Origin of the sequence: Micromonospora sp. NPDC047738, from assembly GCF_040642675.1 — a bacterium.
Lineage (GTDB): Bacteria > Actinomycetota > Actinomycetes > Mycobacteriales > Micromonosporaceae > Micromonospora.
This window is the reverse complement of sequence record NZ_JBEYSO010000018.1, coordinates 1-14901: the sequence shown is the minus strand read 5'-3', so window position 1 is coordinate 14901 and position 14901 is coordinate 1. Positions and strand designations below refer to the sequence as shown.

Here is a 14901-nt window from a genome sequence, read left to right as displayed (position 1 = left end):
CGACGGCCAGCAGGACGCCGGTGACGCCGTCGACCTGGATGAACTGGTACCCGGTGTGGGCGAACGCTGGCGGTCGACACGGGACGCGTGCATCTTTCAGAGCCGAGCGGCGAATTCGCGTGACAGCTGGTCACCCAGGACATGACGGGTGCACCGCGAGGCGCGCCCCACAGTGCACCCGATCCGTCTGGATGTGTCAGCAGCCTTGGTAGCCGACGTTGCGAACCGTCACCTCACGGCCGCAGAAGACGGGACGCACGGCATAGCGGGTGCCGCTGACGATCTTGTGGACCGCGACATGGAGGTGGCACGAGCTCGTCCCGGTATTGCTGCTGTACCCGACGACGTTCGTCGGGCCGACGACGGCCCCCACGCCGTACTTCAGGTTCTTCATGTGCAGCAACTTGAGTTCGTAGACCTGCGTGCCGATCGTCTTGCGCAGGTACATCCCCCCGGTGCCGGAGGAGATGGCGTAGACCTTCATGTTGTCCCAGATCGGGTAAATGGGCTGCCCGCAGGAGCTCAGCCCCCCGGTCGGGGTCATGTCCAGGGCGTAGTTGTCCGAGAGGTGGTCGCCGTTGTAGTAGTCGACGTGGGTCGGCGGGGTGTTGTATCCGTAGCCGGTGAGAGCCCACGACTGGGTGTAGAGCCACGGCGACGCCCCGGACGGCGCGAGTTCGTTGAGCGTGTGCGCCTGGGCCGGGCTCGCGCCGAAGACCCAGAGGAGACTCGCGACGAGCATCATCGCGAATGCCGCGCTCCTGCCTTTGTGCCATCTCTTCCCGGCGGTCGGGTTACTGCTGGCACCGTTCATGTTTCCTCCTATGTCCTGCCCCGAGAGGGTGACCTCACTCCGCGGCCACCGCATCGAAAGCTAGCGATTCCCATGGGTGCGCGCCGATGCGCCTTGCGCATTTCGGCAGATCACTTGACAGCGTGGGCACCCGGCACACCCCGCTCAGACCATCGATCATGAGCAACGGCCGGCGCGGTGAGGAATTTCTATCGGCGGCCACCCTGCCCGTGGCGGAACCACCCGAGACCTGGAGCATTCCGGCTCTGCGCGCGGACTTCGCCGATGACGCCACCTGCGAACGCACCAAGGCGAAGATGGCGGAGACGTTCACTGGTCGACCCTGGTATCTGGGCGCCGTGCTGGTCTCCGGGTTCGGCACGGCGGCGATGCTGCTGGTGGCCGTCCCTGCCGGCTGCTGTCAGTCTGTCGGTGCAAGGCCCGGTTGCCGCCGAGTCACTGCTGCTGATGCTTGCTCTTCGAGGGCCAAATAGGAGTGAGGCAGCCGCTACGACCACCTCTGGAGACGCATCGGCGAACGCCTGCCGTGGGTCGCCGCGCAGGGCATCTCCACCCACTGGCTACGCCACACCACCCTCACCTGGGTGGAACGCCACTTCGGCTGCGGTGTGGCCCGCGCCTACGCCGGCCACGCCGACCGCCGCGGGCCCGCCACCACCACCTACATCAGAGCTGGCATGCATTCTGTCGCCGCCGCGCTGGCCGCCATGACGGGCCAGCCCCACCCGCTCGCCGCCCTCACGCGCACATCTCACCTGTAGGCGATGGTCTTTCGCGGGCACGACGGGATGTTCAGGTGGTCCCCAGGCGCTACAAGGCACCATCCGATCCGGGACTGGCGCACTTCGGTCTGGGCACCCTGCGGCTGATCGGGGAGGAACCGGGCGCTAGCGATCTTTGGTCGCTAGGTTCTTCACACTTGTGTCAAGTTTTCACGCGGCGCGTGGAAGGCGGGCGCGGGTTGCGTAGTCGTTGACGTGGCGGGTGATGGTGGTCAGCGCACGCGACTCCGACTCACCGCGATCATGTGGTTGAGGGAATCTTGCGATCCGCACCGCTCAACTCCAACTAAATTGCCCTTCCATCCGGACGCGGGGTGGGCGCGGCTACGCCGCCGCACTTCCTCTCCGTCGACGGCTACACCTGGGAGCACTGGCTCGAGATCCACGCCGCGGGCGGGACGAAGGCGCTCGCCGCGCGGCGGCTGGCGGACGAGCTCGGCACGGGGCGGATGATCGCCTTCGGCGACAACGTGAACGACGTGCCGCTGTTCGGCGTGGCCGACGAATTGTGCGCGGTGGCGAACGCCGTGCCGGAGCTGCGGGCCCTCGCCACGCGCACCATCCGTTCGAACGACGAGGACGGCGTCGCGCGCTGGCTCGAAGAATGCGTCCGCGGCTGAACCGCAACGGGGGCTGACGAAACCCTTGCGCTCGGCCGGAGGTCCGGCCCATACTCCTCGCCAAAGCGGTTTGCCAAAGCGCTTTGCAAGATCTGCAGTGCGCGCCCGAGCGAGCCGCCAGGTACGGCGCGGTGCCCGCAGCAGCATCGCGCCCCGACGACGAGGAAGCCGCACGGATGGTCTCGATCTCCGATGTCGCCCGGCACGCGGGCGTGAGCCCGACGACCGTCTCGCACACCCTCAGCGGCAAGCGCAAGGTGAGCGAGACGGTGCGCGAGAAGGTGCGCAGGGCGATGGCCGAGCTCGACTACGTCCCGACCCGCGCCGCGCAGAGCCTCGCGCTCGGAAAGACGAGCGTCCTCGCCGTCGTCGTCCCCGACATCGCGATCGAGTACTTCGCTGAGCTGGCGAAGGGGATCGAGTCCGTCGCAATGGAACGCGGATACAACATGCTCCTCGCGACGACCGGATTCGACTCCGGGAGGGAGAGCCGATACCTGGAGATGATCGCCTCCCGCGCGGTCGACGGGATCATCTACGCCTCGGGCGCCGTGCTGGGCGCGAAGGCCCGTGCGGCCCTCAACGGGCATCTCCCCGTGATCCTCGTCGACGAGGAGATCGAGGGGATCGTCGACCTGCCGGCAATCGTCTCCGACAACGAGGCGGGCGGCCGAATCGTCGCCGAGCATCTGCTATCCCTCGGCCACCGCAGCGTGCTCGAGATCCAAGGAGCGCATGCACCGGTGACGAGCGTCCTGCGCAGCACGGGGTTCGCCAGCGCGTGGGAGCCGGCCGGCGGCCGGGTGTTCACGACGTCCGGCGACTACTCCGTCGAGAGCGGCCCCCCCGCGGTCGACGGATTCGCTGATGCCTTCGCCGCCGGCGAGATCACGGCGGTGTTCGCCCACAACGACCTCATGGCGCTCGGCGCGATCGAAGGCCTACGCGCGCAGGGGTTCGGCGTGCCGAGGGACGTCTCGGTGGTCGGGTTCGACGACGTGTCGATCAGCCGGCATAGTTCTCCGCCGCTCACGACCGTCCGCCAGGACACGCACGAACTCGGCACCCTGGCCGCCCGCACCCTGCTGCACGCACTCGAGACGGGCGAGCAACTCGTGCCCGGCCGCATCGCCATCCCGGTCGAGCTCATCGTCCGCGCCTCGACCGGGGAGGTCCGCCGATGACCCGCCATTCCGTGTTCCTCGGCGACGTCGCCCAGGACGAGTACTACGTCACGCCGCACTTCCCGCAGGCGAACGACAAGGTCATCGTGCAGGCGCTGGAACCCGAGTTCGGGGGAAGCATCGCGAACGCCGCGTCGATCTACGCCCACTACGGCATGCCGACGTCGTTCATCGGCCAACTCAACTCCGGCGCCCTCACGCAGAAGCTCCTCGCGCAGCTGCGCGAGCACGGACTCGACACCCGGTTCGTGATCTTCGACGAGACTGTTCCCGACTCGCACTGCATCGTCCTCATCTCGGGCGAGCAGCACATCGTGATCATCCCGACGCTTGGCATCACGCGCACCGAAATCACCCCCGAGACGTTCGAGCACCTCGCCGAGGCCGAGTTCATCGTGACGACCCTCACCGACGCCAAGCCGCTCCGGATGGGGGAGCTCGGCGCGCACGAGGTGCTCGAGGCGCTCCGCGCCCGCGGAGCGAAGATCGCCGTCGACCTCGACGTCTACAACGAGGAGAACCACGGCACGGGACTCATCGAGCACTGCGACATCGTCTTCATGAACGCCATGGGCGAGGCCCGCTTCGCCGCCACCGGCGGCTCAATCCCGGAGCTCCTCGTCGGAGGTGCGACGGCCGTCGTCGTCACGAAGGACAGCGAGGGCTGCGAGCTGCACACCCGCGACGGCGTGGTCGCGGTGCCGGGCCTTCCCGTCGACGTCGTCGACGTCACGGGTGCCGGCGACACGTTCACCAGCTCCTTCCTCTACGCACTCTCGATCGGCCGCGACCCCGTCGCCGCAGCCGAGTTCGCCAACGCCGCCGCCGCCCTCGCCGTCGGGAAGATCGGCGCGCGCGCCGGCATGACCACGCGCGAGGACGTCGACGACTTCCTCCGATCGTTCGCACCGACCACGTCGACGACGATGTGACTCACCCCGTTGAGGCTGAATTCGGCGCACACAAACAAGAAAGGACGCCGACGATGGCTTCCAGTCGATTCGCAACATTCATGCGCGGTTACGGCCGCCTGACGATCTTCATGATCCCGATCGGTATCGCGATCAACTTCGTCGGCGGGCAGATCGCACTGCTCCTCAAGCTGCCGGTCTATCTCGACAGCATCGGAACGATCCTCGTGGGAGCGACCTGCGGCGGCCTTCCGGGCGCGCTCGTGGGCCTCATCTCGAACGGGATCAACTCGATCACCTCCCCGCCGACGTTCGCGTTCGCGATCCTCAACGTCGCGTTCGGTCTGCTGGCGGGCTATTTCGGCCGGATCGGCGTGTTCCGCACGTGGTGGAAGACGCTGCTGTCCGTGCTCCCGTTCGCCTTCATCGGCGGCTTCTGCGGCGCCCTCATCACGATCTGGGTGTTCGACGGGCTCGCCGTCGGCGGCGGCGCGATCGTCGTCGGCGCGCTCACGGCGATGGGCATGGACCTGAACACGGCGAACTTCGCCGCCCAGTTGCCGATGGACGTCCTCGACAAGGTGCCGACAGTGCTGATCGTGTACGCGATCATCAAGGGCATCCCGAAGCGGCTCCTCGTCAAGCTGCCGCTCGGCCAGGTGTACCTCGGCCAGCCGAATCCGCGCGCGAAGAAGCCGGTCGCCACGACCGCCACTCAGTCATGACGAACACCGCGGTGACCGCCGTCGCTGACCGCTACCGGCAGCCGATGACACTGGGGAACGCCGTCCTCGACATCCACCCCATCGCGATGGTCGCCGGCATCACGGCGCTGATCGTGGTGGGTCTGGCGAGCGCGGGGTGGATCGTGCCGCTGGCGGTCAGCGTGCTCTTCGTCGGAATCGCGTACCTCGCTGGGCGCGGTCCGTCCTACCTCGTCACGATCCTGAAACTCTGGATCGCGGTCGGGCTCATCCTGTTCGCCCTGCGCGCCCTGCTCGTGAAGGGCGAGACGGTCCTCGTCCCGCTCGGGCCGATCGCCATCACGCGCGAGGGCATCGAAAACGGTCTGCGCTTCACCACCGCGGTGATGGTGATCTGCGGCGGCGTGACGCTATTCTTCGCCATCGTATCGATGCGCCGGCTGATGCTGGCCCTCGAGCGGATCGGCGTGAGCCCACGCGTCAGCTACGTCATCCTGGCGTCATTCCAGGCGATCACCGACCTCGGCGCCACCGCCCGAGTCGTGCTCGACGCGCAGAAGGCACGGGGGATCGAGGCCGAGGGGAACGTGTTCGTGCGCGCACGCGCGTTCTTCCCGGTGCTCGCCCCGGTGTTCCTGACGGCGATGACGGCGACCGAGGAGCGGGCGATCGCGCTCGACGCTCGCGCCTTCAACAACCCGGGCAGGCACACCAGCCTCCTCAACCTCAAGCCCTTTACCGCCGTCGACACCGTGCTCGTCGTGCTCTCGCTCGTCGTGGCCGCGGCCGCCGTCACCGGAGGGATCCTCGGATGGTTCTAGCCTCACTGACTGGAGTGGGCTTCACCTACGCCTACGCGGAGCAACCCGCGCTCGTCGGCATCGACCTGCAGCTCGAGGAGGGCCGGCTGCACGGCGTGGTCGGGCTCAACTCGAGCGGCAAGACGACGCTGTGCAGCCTGATCCGCGGCGTCATCCCGCACTTCCACCACGGCGATCTCACCGGCGAGGTGGTCATCCTCGGCAGGCCGCTGCTCGACTGGGACCCGGCCGAGCTGTCGCGGACTATCGGCTGCGTCTTCGATAACCCGTTCACGCAGATCAGCGGCATCCGCGAGACCGTGTTCGAGGAGATCGCGATCGGGCTCGAGAACCTCGGTGTGCCCCGCGACGAGATGATCGAGCGCGTCGAGAGCGTGGTCGAGCAGCTCGGCATCGAGGCGATCGTGGAGAAGAACCCAAACGAGCTCTCCGGCGGACAGCGGCAGAAGGTCGCGTTCGCGTCGATCATCGCCATGGACGCACCGGTCGTCGTGATCGACGAGCCGACGTCCCAGCTCGACCCCGAGGCATCCGAGGCCGTGTTCGAGATCATCGAGGGACTCAAGCACAGGGGCAAGTCCATCGTGCTCGCGGAGCACAAGATCGACCTGCTCGCGCAGTACGCCGACACCATCACCGTGATGAACGAGGGCACCGTCGTGATGCACGGGCCGACGAGGGATGTCGTCGGATCGGACGAGTTCGGCGCGTACGGCGTCGTCCCCCCAGAGGTGACCGAGCTCGGCCGCAGGCTCGCCGCCGCCGGGAAACCGCTCGACCGGCTGCCGATTAAGCGGGCCGAAGCGTTCAACGAAATCTCCGTACGGATCGGGAGGAGCACGCATGCCCATTGAACTGAACGGGGTGGGCTTCACCTACCCCGACGGCTCGCGCGCGATCGGCGGCGTCGACCTCCGCGTCGACGACGGTGAGCGGCTGGCGATCGTCGGGCAGAACGGGGCGGGCAAGACAACCACGGTCAAGCTCATGAACCGTCTGCTCTTGCCGACCGAGGGCGAGGTGCTCCTCGACGGGGCGTCGACCGCGAAGCGCACCACCGCGCAGGTGGCCCGCGACGTCGGGTACGTGTTCCAGAACCCGGACGACCAGCTGTTCGCCGCCGACGTCCGCTCCGAGATCGAGTACCTACCCAAGTACCTCAAGTGGCCCGACGAGAAGCGCGAGGAGCGCTGTGCCCGCGCGATCGAGCTGACCGGCATCGGCGACCACCTCGACACCAACCCGAAGGACCTGCCGAGCGCGATCCGCAAGTTCGTCGCGATCGCCGCCATCCTCGTGTCGGAGTGCCGGTACGTGATCCTCGACGAGCCCACGGCGGGCCTCGACTCCCGGGGGCTCGCACTCCTGCACGGCATGCTCGACCGGCTCGGCGACGAGGGCGTCGCCGTCATCACGATCACGCACGACATGCGCTTCGTGATCGACGCGTTCAGGCGCGTCGTCGCGATGGCCGACGGTGCGGTGATCGCGGACGGCGACCGCAGGGACGTCTTCCTCGACGACGACATCCTCCGGCGCTCCCGCATCCGCCGGCCGGATGCCGCGCAGCTGGCACGCGACCTCAATCTGAGCCGCCGCGCCCTCACCGTCGACGACGTCGTCGAGCTCGTCCCCTGACCCGAACCCCGAATCCGAACCCCGAATCCGAATCCGGAGAAGACTCCCATGAGCAGGCCCTTCCGCACCGTCTTCCCCACGGGCACTCCCATTTTCGCGATGCTCCATCTGAAGGGCGAGGACGCGGTCGACCGCCTCCGCCGCGCCAAGCAGGAGATCGACGACCTATGGGGAAACGGCGTCGACGCGATCATCGTTGAGAACTACTTCGGCGAGGTCGAGGACGTCATCGCGGTGCTCGACCACCTGGCGGCGGAGCGCCCCGAGGTCGTCATCGGGCTGAACGTCCTCAACGACGACGCGCAGGCCTTCGAGCTCGCGCGCAGGTACCCGATCGCCTTCCTGCAGCTGGACTCGGTCGCCGGCCACCTCTCGCCAGAGGAAGACGCCGGGTTCGCCGAGCGGCTCACCGAGATGCGCGCCGGGGTAGAGGCATCCGTCTTCGGCGGTGTCCGCTTCAAGTACCAGCCGTACCGCTCCGGCCGGACCCTCGAGGAGGACCTCGCGCTCGCCGTCGGGCGGTGCGACGCGATCGTGGTCACCGGCGACGGGACGGGACTCATCACGCCGCTCGACAAGATCGCGGAGTTCCGGCGCATCGTCGGCCCCGGCTTCCCCTTGATCGTCGGCGCGGGCGTCACACCCGACAACGCCGCGGAGCAGCTCGCCCAGGCCGACGGCGTCGTCGTGGGCAGTGCCCTGAAGGACACGCTTGCCGACACCGGCGACGTCGCCCCCGAGAACGTCGCCCGCTTCGTCGCCGCGGTCCGCGCGACGCACTGACCCTCGCCCCTCGCCCCTCGCCGAACGAACGGAGATTCCGTGGCACGAGTACTACTGGCCGGAGAGTCGTGGTCCACGACCTCGATCCACACGAAGGGGTTCGACTCGTTCTTCACGTCGACCTACGAGGAGGGCGGCGGCGCCTTTATCGCGGCCCTCGAGCGCGGCGGCCACGAGGTCGACTTCATGCCCAACCACGTCGCGTCGGCGCAATTCCCGGCGACGACCGCCGAGTTCGACCGGTACGACGTGATCGTACTGAGCGACATCGGTGCGAACACGATCCTGCTGCCCACGGACGTGTTCACCCGCGGCCAAGCGGTACCCGACCGCCTGGCCGCACTCGCCCACTGGGTGCACGGCGGCGGCGCGCTGCTGATGGTGGGCGGGTACCTGAGCTTCCAGGGCATCGAGGCCAAGGCGAACTATCGCGGCACCGCACTCGCCGCCGTCCTCCCAGTCCACATGGAGGTCGGCGACGACCGCGAGGAGACGCCGCACGGCGTGCGTCCCCGCGTCGTCCAGCGGCACGCCGCCGTCGCGCACGTCCCGCAGGAGCTGCCCGCCATCCTCGGCTACCAGCGGCTCCGGATGCGTCCCGCCGCCGAGACGCTCATCGCCGTCGACGGACGCCCACTCCTGGTCGTCGGTCGCCACGGTGAAGGGCGGGTCGCCGCGTTCGCGAGCGACATGGGGCCGCACTGGCTGCCGCCGGAGTTCCTCGCGTGGGAGGGCTTCGACGCCCTCTGGCAGGACATGGTCGGCTGGCTCGCGGGCGAAGAAGAAGGAGAGAAGGAATGACAGACCACGAGATCACCGACGAGCCGCCTGCCGGCCTCGTCGCCGCGCAGCGCATCGCCATCAAGGTCGCCGAGGCCGGCACCGAGGCCGCCGTCGCGGGACAGACCGAGCGAGAGTTGCACCGCATCATCGACCAGATGGTGCTGGACGCCGGCGCGGTCGGCACGTGGACGCCAACGACGGTCGGCTTCGGGATCGGGACGCTCAGCTGCTTCCCCACGGACGTGCCCACCGACCGCGCCCTGTGGAACCTCGACCTCGGCATGATCGACGTCCACCCCGTCACCGTCGACGGATGGTGGGGCGACTGCACGCGCTCTTTCCAGCGGGGAGACAACCACGCCCAGCGCGAGGCGCTCGCCACGATCGAGCGCATCCACGCGACGGTCCTCGCGGCCGCGAAGCCGGGGATGCGGGCGTGCGACTGGTTCGGCGTCTTCAGCGACGAGCTCGCGAAGACCCCGTACGTGCTGCTCGATCGCCTGAGCAACATCGGCCACTCGCTCACCGCGAACTCGTCGTACGACGACGGGTACATCGACGCCTCCAACGAGACCGTAATGCGCGGGGCATGGGCGGTGGAGCCCTTCATCGGCAACCACCTCTACGGGGTCAAGCGCGAGGACGTCGTGTGGTTCGGCCCGACGAAGGCGACGGTGATCCGATGAACGCCCGCCCCATCGTCATCGACACCGACCCGGGCATCGACGACGCGCTGGCGATCATGCTGGCCGCCGCAAGTCCCGAAGTCGACCTACGCGGGCTCGTCGCCGTGGCGGGCAACGTCGGACTCCCATACACGTCGGGCAACGCGGCCGCCCTCGCCGACCTGCTGCGGCTCGACATCCCGGTCGGCAAGGGCGCGTCGGGGCCACTGTGGCGGCGCGACATCGACTTCACGCCCGACGTGCACGGCGAGGACGGCTTCGCCGGCCACAGACTGCCCGTCTCGACGCGGACCTTCGAACCCGGAGTCCCCCTACTCGCGCGTCTCATCGAGGAGAGCACCGACCCCATCACGATCGTCCCGATCGGGCCGCTCACGAACATCGCGATGCTCGTCAACGAGTACCCCGAGACGGCGCGCAAGGTGGAGCGGTTCGTCATCATGGGCGGGGGAGCGTTCGACGTACTCGGCAACGTCACGCCCGTCGCGGAGTTCAACATCTGGTTCGACCCGGACGCCGCGGCACGCGTCTTCGCGTTCGGCGTCCCGATCACGATGGTGGGGCTGAACGCGACGCACCAGGCCACGGTGGCGCGGAAGCACCTGCCGCGGCTGTTCGCCTCGGGTGGCCCGGTCGCCGAGATCGTCGGGCACCTGCTCGCCGGCTACCACAACGTCGGCGTCGACATGGAGGCCGCGATGCCGCAGCACGACTCGCTCGCGGTCGCCGGGGTGATCGACCCCGACGTGTTCACGACGGTGCCGGCGTTCGTCGACGTCGAGAACGTCGGACGCCTCACGTCCGGGATGACGCTCGTCGACCGCGCCTGCGAGAGCGGCGAGCCGAACTGCGACGTCGCGGTGAAGGTCGACGTCGAGCGGTTCCGCGACCTGCTGGATTCGCGGCTGTCGGCGCTCGACGCGTCGCTGCGCCAGGATTGACCGGACCGGCGGTCGGAGGGATAGGCATGGCAGAGGTCGTGGTCGTGGGGAGCACCAACGCGGATCTGGTCGTCGAGGTGCCGCGGCGCCCCAGCGGCGGCGAGACGCTACTCGGCTCCAACCTCGCCCTGCACCCCGGCGGCAAGGGCGCGAACCAGGCGGCGGCGTCGGCTCGGGCCGGCGCCGCCACGCGGCTCGTCGGATGCCTCGGCGACGACGACCACGGCGCGTTCCTCCGCCGGGGACTGCAGGACGCCGGCGTCGACGTCGAGCACGTCCACACCGTCGAGCGGCCGACGGGCACGGCGATCATCCTCGTCACACCGGACGGCGAAAACTCGATCGTCGTCTCGCCCGGTGCGAACAGCGCGGTTGACGTCGAACTCGTGGAGCGGCCCGACGCGGGCTGGACCGAGGCGTCCGTGGTGGTGCTGAGCATGGAGATCCCCGCCGCGACGGTCGACCACGTTGCGACGGCGGCGGCGGCGCGCGGCATCCGCGTCGTGCTCAACGCCGCCCCGGCACGGGAGCTGCCGGCCGACACGCTGCGCGCGTGCGACCCGCTCATCGTCAACGAGCACGAGGCGCGGATCGTGCTCGGCCGCGACGCCTCGGGGTTCGAGGAACTCGCCCGCGGACTGCTCGACGCCGGTGCACGGTCCGTCGTCATCACGCTCGGCGTGGACGGAGCGCTCGTCGCCGATCCGGACGGGCTCCACCGTGAGGCGGGTCGTGTCGTGGAGGTCGTCGACACTACCGGGGCCGGAGACGCGTTCGTCGGCGCCGTGGCGTGCGAGCTGTCGCACGGAGCCCCGCTGCGGGACGCGGTGCGGTTTGCCGTCGCGATGTCGGCGATCACGGTCGGCGCGCGTGGCGCGCAGTCGTCCTACCCCGACCGGCCGGTCGTCGAGAGCCTGCTCGCAGGGAGCTGAGCCGGCTCACGTCGAAAAACGGGAGGATCGCACACCGGTCCCTTCCCGGCGGCCGCGGCCTGCTTCTCGCACGCCGGTTCAGGCGTTCTTCGCGCCTTCATCGCGCGCTGGCCGAACGGGCAAGGCCCATGTCACCCGACTCACCCGTGACGCGGCGCGAGTCGCCTGGCGCTACGCTCCTCGGCCGGAGCTGCGGACCACCGTGGCGGAGCACGCTGATCTTGTCGCATTGGCGGCTCGAGCGGCGGTGGCGCTCGGAGAGGAGACCAGCCAACTGCTCGCCGGCTGACTGGCGAGCAGCCGCCCCGGCGAGTGAGGTCCCTTCACGAGCGAGAGTCCACAGCGATCTCCAAGTGCCCCGCCTCGTGCGCCTGGTGGTTCAGGTGTTGAGGCCGGCCCACTGTGCGATCGGTGCCTTCGGCTCTATCCTTGCGCGGTGCCGTACGCCGACCTCAGCTTCGATGTCGATCACCGTCGGGCCCAGCGCGCCCGCGGCAGAGCCGCACTCACCACTCGATGATCAAGAAGTTTGTGACCAGCACGGATGAGGTTTTCGGCACCTGCAACGGCGAGCCCGCCCCCAAAATGCAGGGGCACCCGGGCCGAGTCGACGCAGCGGGGGCCACAATTGAGGCATTGATGATCAACTCGTTTCGTGGCGCCGGATGAGTTTGCAGCTGCAGGCCAGGCCACTGGCCGAGAGAGCGCAGAGGCGGCACCACCATTCATCGGTGGTGCCGCCTCTGCGGGCGATCTCCTCCACGCCGCTCTCGTCAGTGCGGGTTCGATTACGCCGCCGACGGTTGAATCACGTCCCGTACACCTGGAACGTGAACAGCGAGTAGCCGGCCTTCCTGCTGCCGCGGGCCGTGCCGTAGATGCGTACGTACCTGGTCGAGGCGTTCAGGCCGGTGTTGTCGTCCTCACCGCCGTTGCCGTTGGTGATGGTCCGGATCGTGGTCCAGGTGTTCCCGTCGGCCGATGTCTGGATCTGGTAGTTCTTGCCGTACGTGGTTCCCCACACCAGCAGGACCCGGTTGATGGTGTACGTGCCGCCGAGGTCGACCCGGATCCACTGCGGGTCGGACGACGCGCTCGTCCACTGCGTCGTGGGGGAGGCGTCCACGGCGTTCGAGGCGGGGAAAGAGGCGTTCTGCACGCTGGACGCCGTGGCGGGGTGGTTTAGCGCCAGGTCCGGCGGGGGAGCGCTGACCGTGCAGTCACCGGTGCCCTGTGCGGCGTAGCGGATGCCGCCGAGCAGGTGCGTGCGGTAGTTGGCTTCGCCGTAGCTGCCGATGGTGTGGCCCATGCCGGTGTAGAACGACCGGCCGCCGTCGTAGGCCCGGCACCACGAGATGGGATGGTCGCTGCCCATGGTGCCGCCGCTGTAGGTGGACTCGTCGAGGGTGGCGAGGACGTGCACCTGCGGGCGGGGGTTGGTGCGGTAGTTGTACCACTCGTCGGTGCGGTTCCAGGCGACCGGCAGGCCAACCGTCGCCGGGTGGGTGGTGTCGGCGATCCGGACAGTCGCGGGCTGGATCGCCGGGTGGCTGGCGAAGTACGCTCCGACGAGGCCGCCGTACCAGGCCCAGTCGTACTCCGTGTCGGCCGCCGCGTGCACGCCGACGTAGCCGCCGCCGGCGCGGATGTAGTTCTCGAACGCGGTCTGCTGTGTCGCGTTGAGCACGTCGCCGGTGGTGGACAGCCAGATGACCGCCCTGAACCGGGCCAGGTTCGCCGTGTTGAACTGGGTGGCGTCCTCCGTGGCCTCGACGGCGAAGTTGTTCGCCGTGCCCAGGTCGCGGATCGTCTGGATGCCGGTGGGGATGGAGTCGTGGCGGAATCCGGCGGTCTTGCTGAAGACGAGCACGGTGAAGTCCGGCGCGGCATGGGCCGGCACGGCGTTGAAGCCGAGCGCGGCGACCACGATGGCGAGGCAGAGAGCGAGTCTACGCGTCATGATCGGTGGTCTCCCTTCTAACCAGTGACGAACGTGTAGCTGTCCAGGTCGAACAGCGCGCGCTTGCCGTTGCCAGCGAACGTGACGTACAGCGAGGTGGTGCCTGCCGGTGCGCCGCTGATGGTGCCGCTCACCGTGACGTACGTGTCCCAGGACCCGGTCTGGGTGACCGTCGCCGAGCCGATGATCGTGCCGGTGGGTGAGCCGGTGCGGAACTGCAGCGTGCCGCCCGCACCGGCGGAGGAGACCCGGGCGGTGAACGAGGTGGCGTTGTTGAGCTTGTACGGGTCGAACTGGATCCAGTCGCCGTTGTTGATGTCGCCGACGGTCATGCCGCCCTCGGCCGTGGTCTTGGCGAACTTGTTGACGCCCGAGGAGGTCTTGTAGTGCTCGGCCTGCCGGTGCTTCGGCGCCAGGATGTTCTGTGCGTGGGTGGTGAGGCCGCCCTTGTCGGTGTAGGACGCGTCGAAGATCGGGAAGATGTTCGCCGCGTCGTCGTGCTCGCCGTCCGCCGGGATGGTGATCGTGCCGGAGCAGCCGGTCTGCGAGGTGATCTGGTGGGCGTGCTGGTCGTGCCCGATCAGGTAGGCCATGGTCACCTTGGTGCAGTCGATCGTGCCGTCCTCCGGGTCGGTGACCGTGACGCTCCACGGGACGCTGTCGCCGAAGGCGGCCAGTTGCCCGGCGGTGGGGCTGTTGACGGTGACCGTCGGGGCGGTGTTGCCGACGCTGATTGGCACGCTGGCCGTGGCGGTGGCGCCCTGCGGGTCGCGCACCGTGAGGGTGGCCGTGTAGTTGCCGTTGGTGGTGTACGTGTGCGATGGGTTGGCGGCGGTGGAGGTGCCGCCGTCGCCGAACGCCCACGAGTAGGTCAGTGCCCCGCCCTCGGGGTCCGACGAGCCGGCCGAGGAGAAGGTCACGGCCAGCGGTGCCGCGCCGGAGGTGCGGTTCGCGCTCGCCACGGCGGTCGGTGCGCGGTTACCGCCGGTGCCGACGTGGTCGTAGCGGTAGAGCGCCGAGTTGGCGTCGCCGTTGAAGTATCCGGTGCCGTAGTCCAGGACGTACAGCGACCCGTCGGGGCCGAAGGCCATGTCCATGACCTGCTTGCCGTTCCACGGGAAGTTGTCGATGGTGCCCGGCGAGCCGTCCGCGTTGACCACGATCGGCTTGATCCAGCCGCGGCCGAACTCGCCGGCGAAGTACTGCCCGTCCAGGCTGGCGGGGAACTTCGTGGTCGACGGGTTGGCGGCGTCGTACCGGTAGACCGGGCCGCCCATCGGCGACTCGGAGCCGCCGCCGAAGGCCGGTGGGGAGCCGGCGTCGCCGGCGTAGCGGATCCAGG

General features: G+C 68.8%; 17 protein-coding genes. 14 read left to right on the top strand and 3 right to left on the bottom strand.

The window, feature by feature from the left end; all coding sequences use genetic code 11:
- Positions 1-196: 196 nt before the first annotated feature.
- Positions 197-814, bottom strand: coding sequence for a hypothetical protein (locus ABZ783_RS24515; RefSeq protein WP_357442022.1), 618 nt, complete (start codon positions 812-814; stop codon positions 197-199).
- Between the two features lie 158 nt (positions 815-972).
- Between ABZ783_RS24515 and ABZ783_RS24510 the strand changes: the two genes are divergently transcribed.
- The 14 genes from ABZ783_RS24510 to ABZ783_RS24445 all read left to right on the top strand — a co-directional run bounded on the left by ABZ783_RS24510 (position 973) and on the right by ABZ783_RS24445 (position 11599).
- Positions 973-1287: a hypothetical protein gene (locus tag ABZ783_RS24510; protein ID WP_357442021.1), complete on the top strand. Its 315-nt coding sequence runs from the start codon at positions 973-975 to the stop codon at positions 1285-1287.
- A gap of 111 nt (positions 1288-1398) precedes the next feature.
- Positions 1399-1575 carry a hypothetical protein gene (locus ABZ783_RS24505; protein ID WP_357442020.1) on the top strand — a complete coding sequence of 59 codons (177 nt, stop codon included), beginning with the start codon at positions 1399-1401 and terminating at the stop codon, positions 1573-1575.
- 335 nt (positions 1576-1910) lie between these two features.
- Positions 1911-2216 (top strand): HAD family hydrolase, encoded by a 306-nt coding sequence (locus tag ABZ783_RS24500; protein WP_357442019.1) that lies wholly within the window; start codon positions 1911-1913, stop codon positions 2214-2216.
- A gap of 131 nt (positions 2217-2347) precedes the next feature.
- The gene (locus tag ABZ783_RS24495) at positions 2348-3400 is read left to right on the top strand and encodes a LacI family DNA-binding transcriptional regulator (protein ID WP_357442018.1); all 1053 of its coding nucleotides are present in this window, start codon (positions 2348-2350) and stop codon (positions 3398-3400) included.
- On the top strand, positions 3397-4332 hold the full coding sequence (locus ABZ783_RS24490; RefSeq protein ID WP_357442017.1) for a carbohydrate kinase family protein: 936 nt from the start codon (positions 3397-3399) through the stop codon (positions 4330-4332). Before ABZ783_RS24495 ends, ABZ783_RS24490 begins: the two co-directional genes overlap by 4 nt.
- A gap of 53 nt (positions 4333-4385) precedes the next feature.
- Positions 4386-5036 (top strand): ECF transporter S component, encoded by a 651-nt coding sequence (locus tag ABZ783_RS24485; protein WP_357442016.1) that lies wholly within the window; start codon positions 4386-4388, stop codon positions 5034-5036.
- The gene (locus ABZ783_RS24480; RefSeq protein ID WP_357442015.1) at positions 5033-5836 is read left to right on the top strand and encodes an energy-coupling factor transporter transmembrane component T; all 804 of its coding nucleotides are present in this window, start codon (positions 5033-5035) and stop codon (positions 5834-5836) included. Before ABZ783_RS24485 ends, ABZ783_RS24480 begins: the two co-directional genes overlap by 4 nt.
- Positions 5837-5850: 14 nt before the next feature.
- Positions 5851-6690, top strand: coding sequence for an ABC transporter ATP-binding protein (locus ABZ783_RS24475; protein ID WP_357442014.1), 840 nt, complete (start codon positions 5851-5853; stop codon positions 6688-6690).
- Positions 6680-7474, top strand: coding sequence for an ABC transporter ATP-binding protein (locus tag ABZ783_RS24470; protein ID WP_357442013.1), 795 nt, complete (start codon positions 6680-6682; stop codon positions 7472-7474). The genes ABZ783_RS24475 and ABZ783_RS24470 overlap by 11 nt, the downstream gene beginning before the upstream one ends.
- Positions 7475-7522: 48 nt before the next feature.
- Positions 7523-8257 (top strand): BtpA/SgcQ family protein, encoded by a 735-nt coding sequence (locus ABZ783_RS24465; protein ID WP_357442012.1) that lies wholly within the window; start codon positions 7523-7525, stop codon positions 8255-8257.
- Between the two features lie 39 nt (positions 8258-8296).
- The gene (locus ABZ783_RS24460; RefSeq protein WP_073836501.1) at positions 8297-9058 is read left to right on the top strand and encodes a glutamine amidotransferase; all 762 of its coding nucleotides are present in this window, start codon (positions 8297-8299) and stop codon (positions 9056-9058) included.
- The gene (locus ABZ783_RS24455; RefSeq protein WP_357442011.1) at positions 9055-9726 is read left to right on the top strand and encodes a M24 family metallopeptidase; all 672 of its coding nucleotides are present in this window, start codon (positions 9055-9057) and stop codon (positions 9724-9726) included. Before ABZ783_RS24460 ends, ABZ783_RS24455 begins: the two co-directional genes overlap by 4 nt.
- Positions 9723-10667 carry a nucleoside hydrolase gene (locus ABZ783_RS24450; protein WP_357442010.1) on the top strand — a complete coding sequence of 315 codons (945 nt, stop codon included), beginning with the start codon at positions 9723-9725 and terminating at the stop codon, positions 10665-10667. Before ABZ783_RS24455 ends, ABZ783_RS24450 begins: the two co-directional genes overlap by 4 nt.
- Positions 10668-10693: 26 nt before the next feature.
- Positions 10694-11599: a ribokinase gene (locus ABZ783_RS24445; RefSeq protein ID WP_357442009.1), complete on the top strand. Its 906-nt coding sequence runs from the start codon at positions 10694-10696 to the stop codon at positions 11597-11599.
- Positions 11600-12407: 808 nt separating this feature from the next.
- On the opposite strand, the gene ABZ783_RS24440 is transcribed toward ABZ783_RS24445, so the two are convergent.
- Together ABZ783_RS24440 and ABZ783_RS24435 are read right to left on the bottom strand one after the other, a co-directional pair.
- Positions 12408-13559, bottom strand: coding sequence for a ThuA domain-containing protein (locus tag ABZ783_RS24440; RefSeq protein ID WP_357442008.1), 1152 nt, complete (start codon positions 13557-13559; stop codon positions 12408-12410).
- 17 nt (positions 13560-13576) lie between these two features.
- The coding region (locus tag ABZ783_RS24435) for a carbohydrate-binding protein (protein ID WP_357442007.1) at positions 13577-14901 on the bottom strand (1325 nt) is incomplete at its 5' end.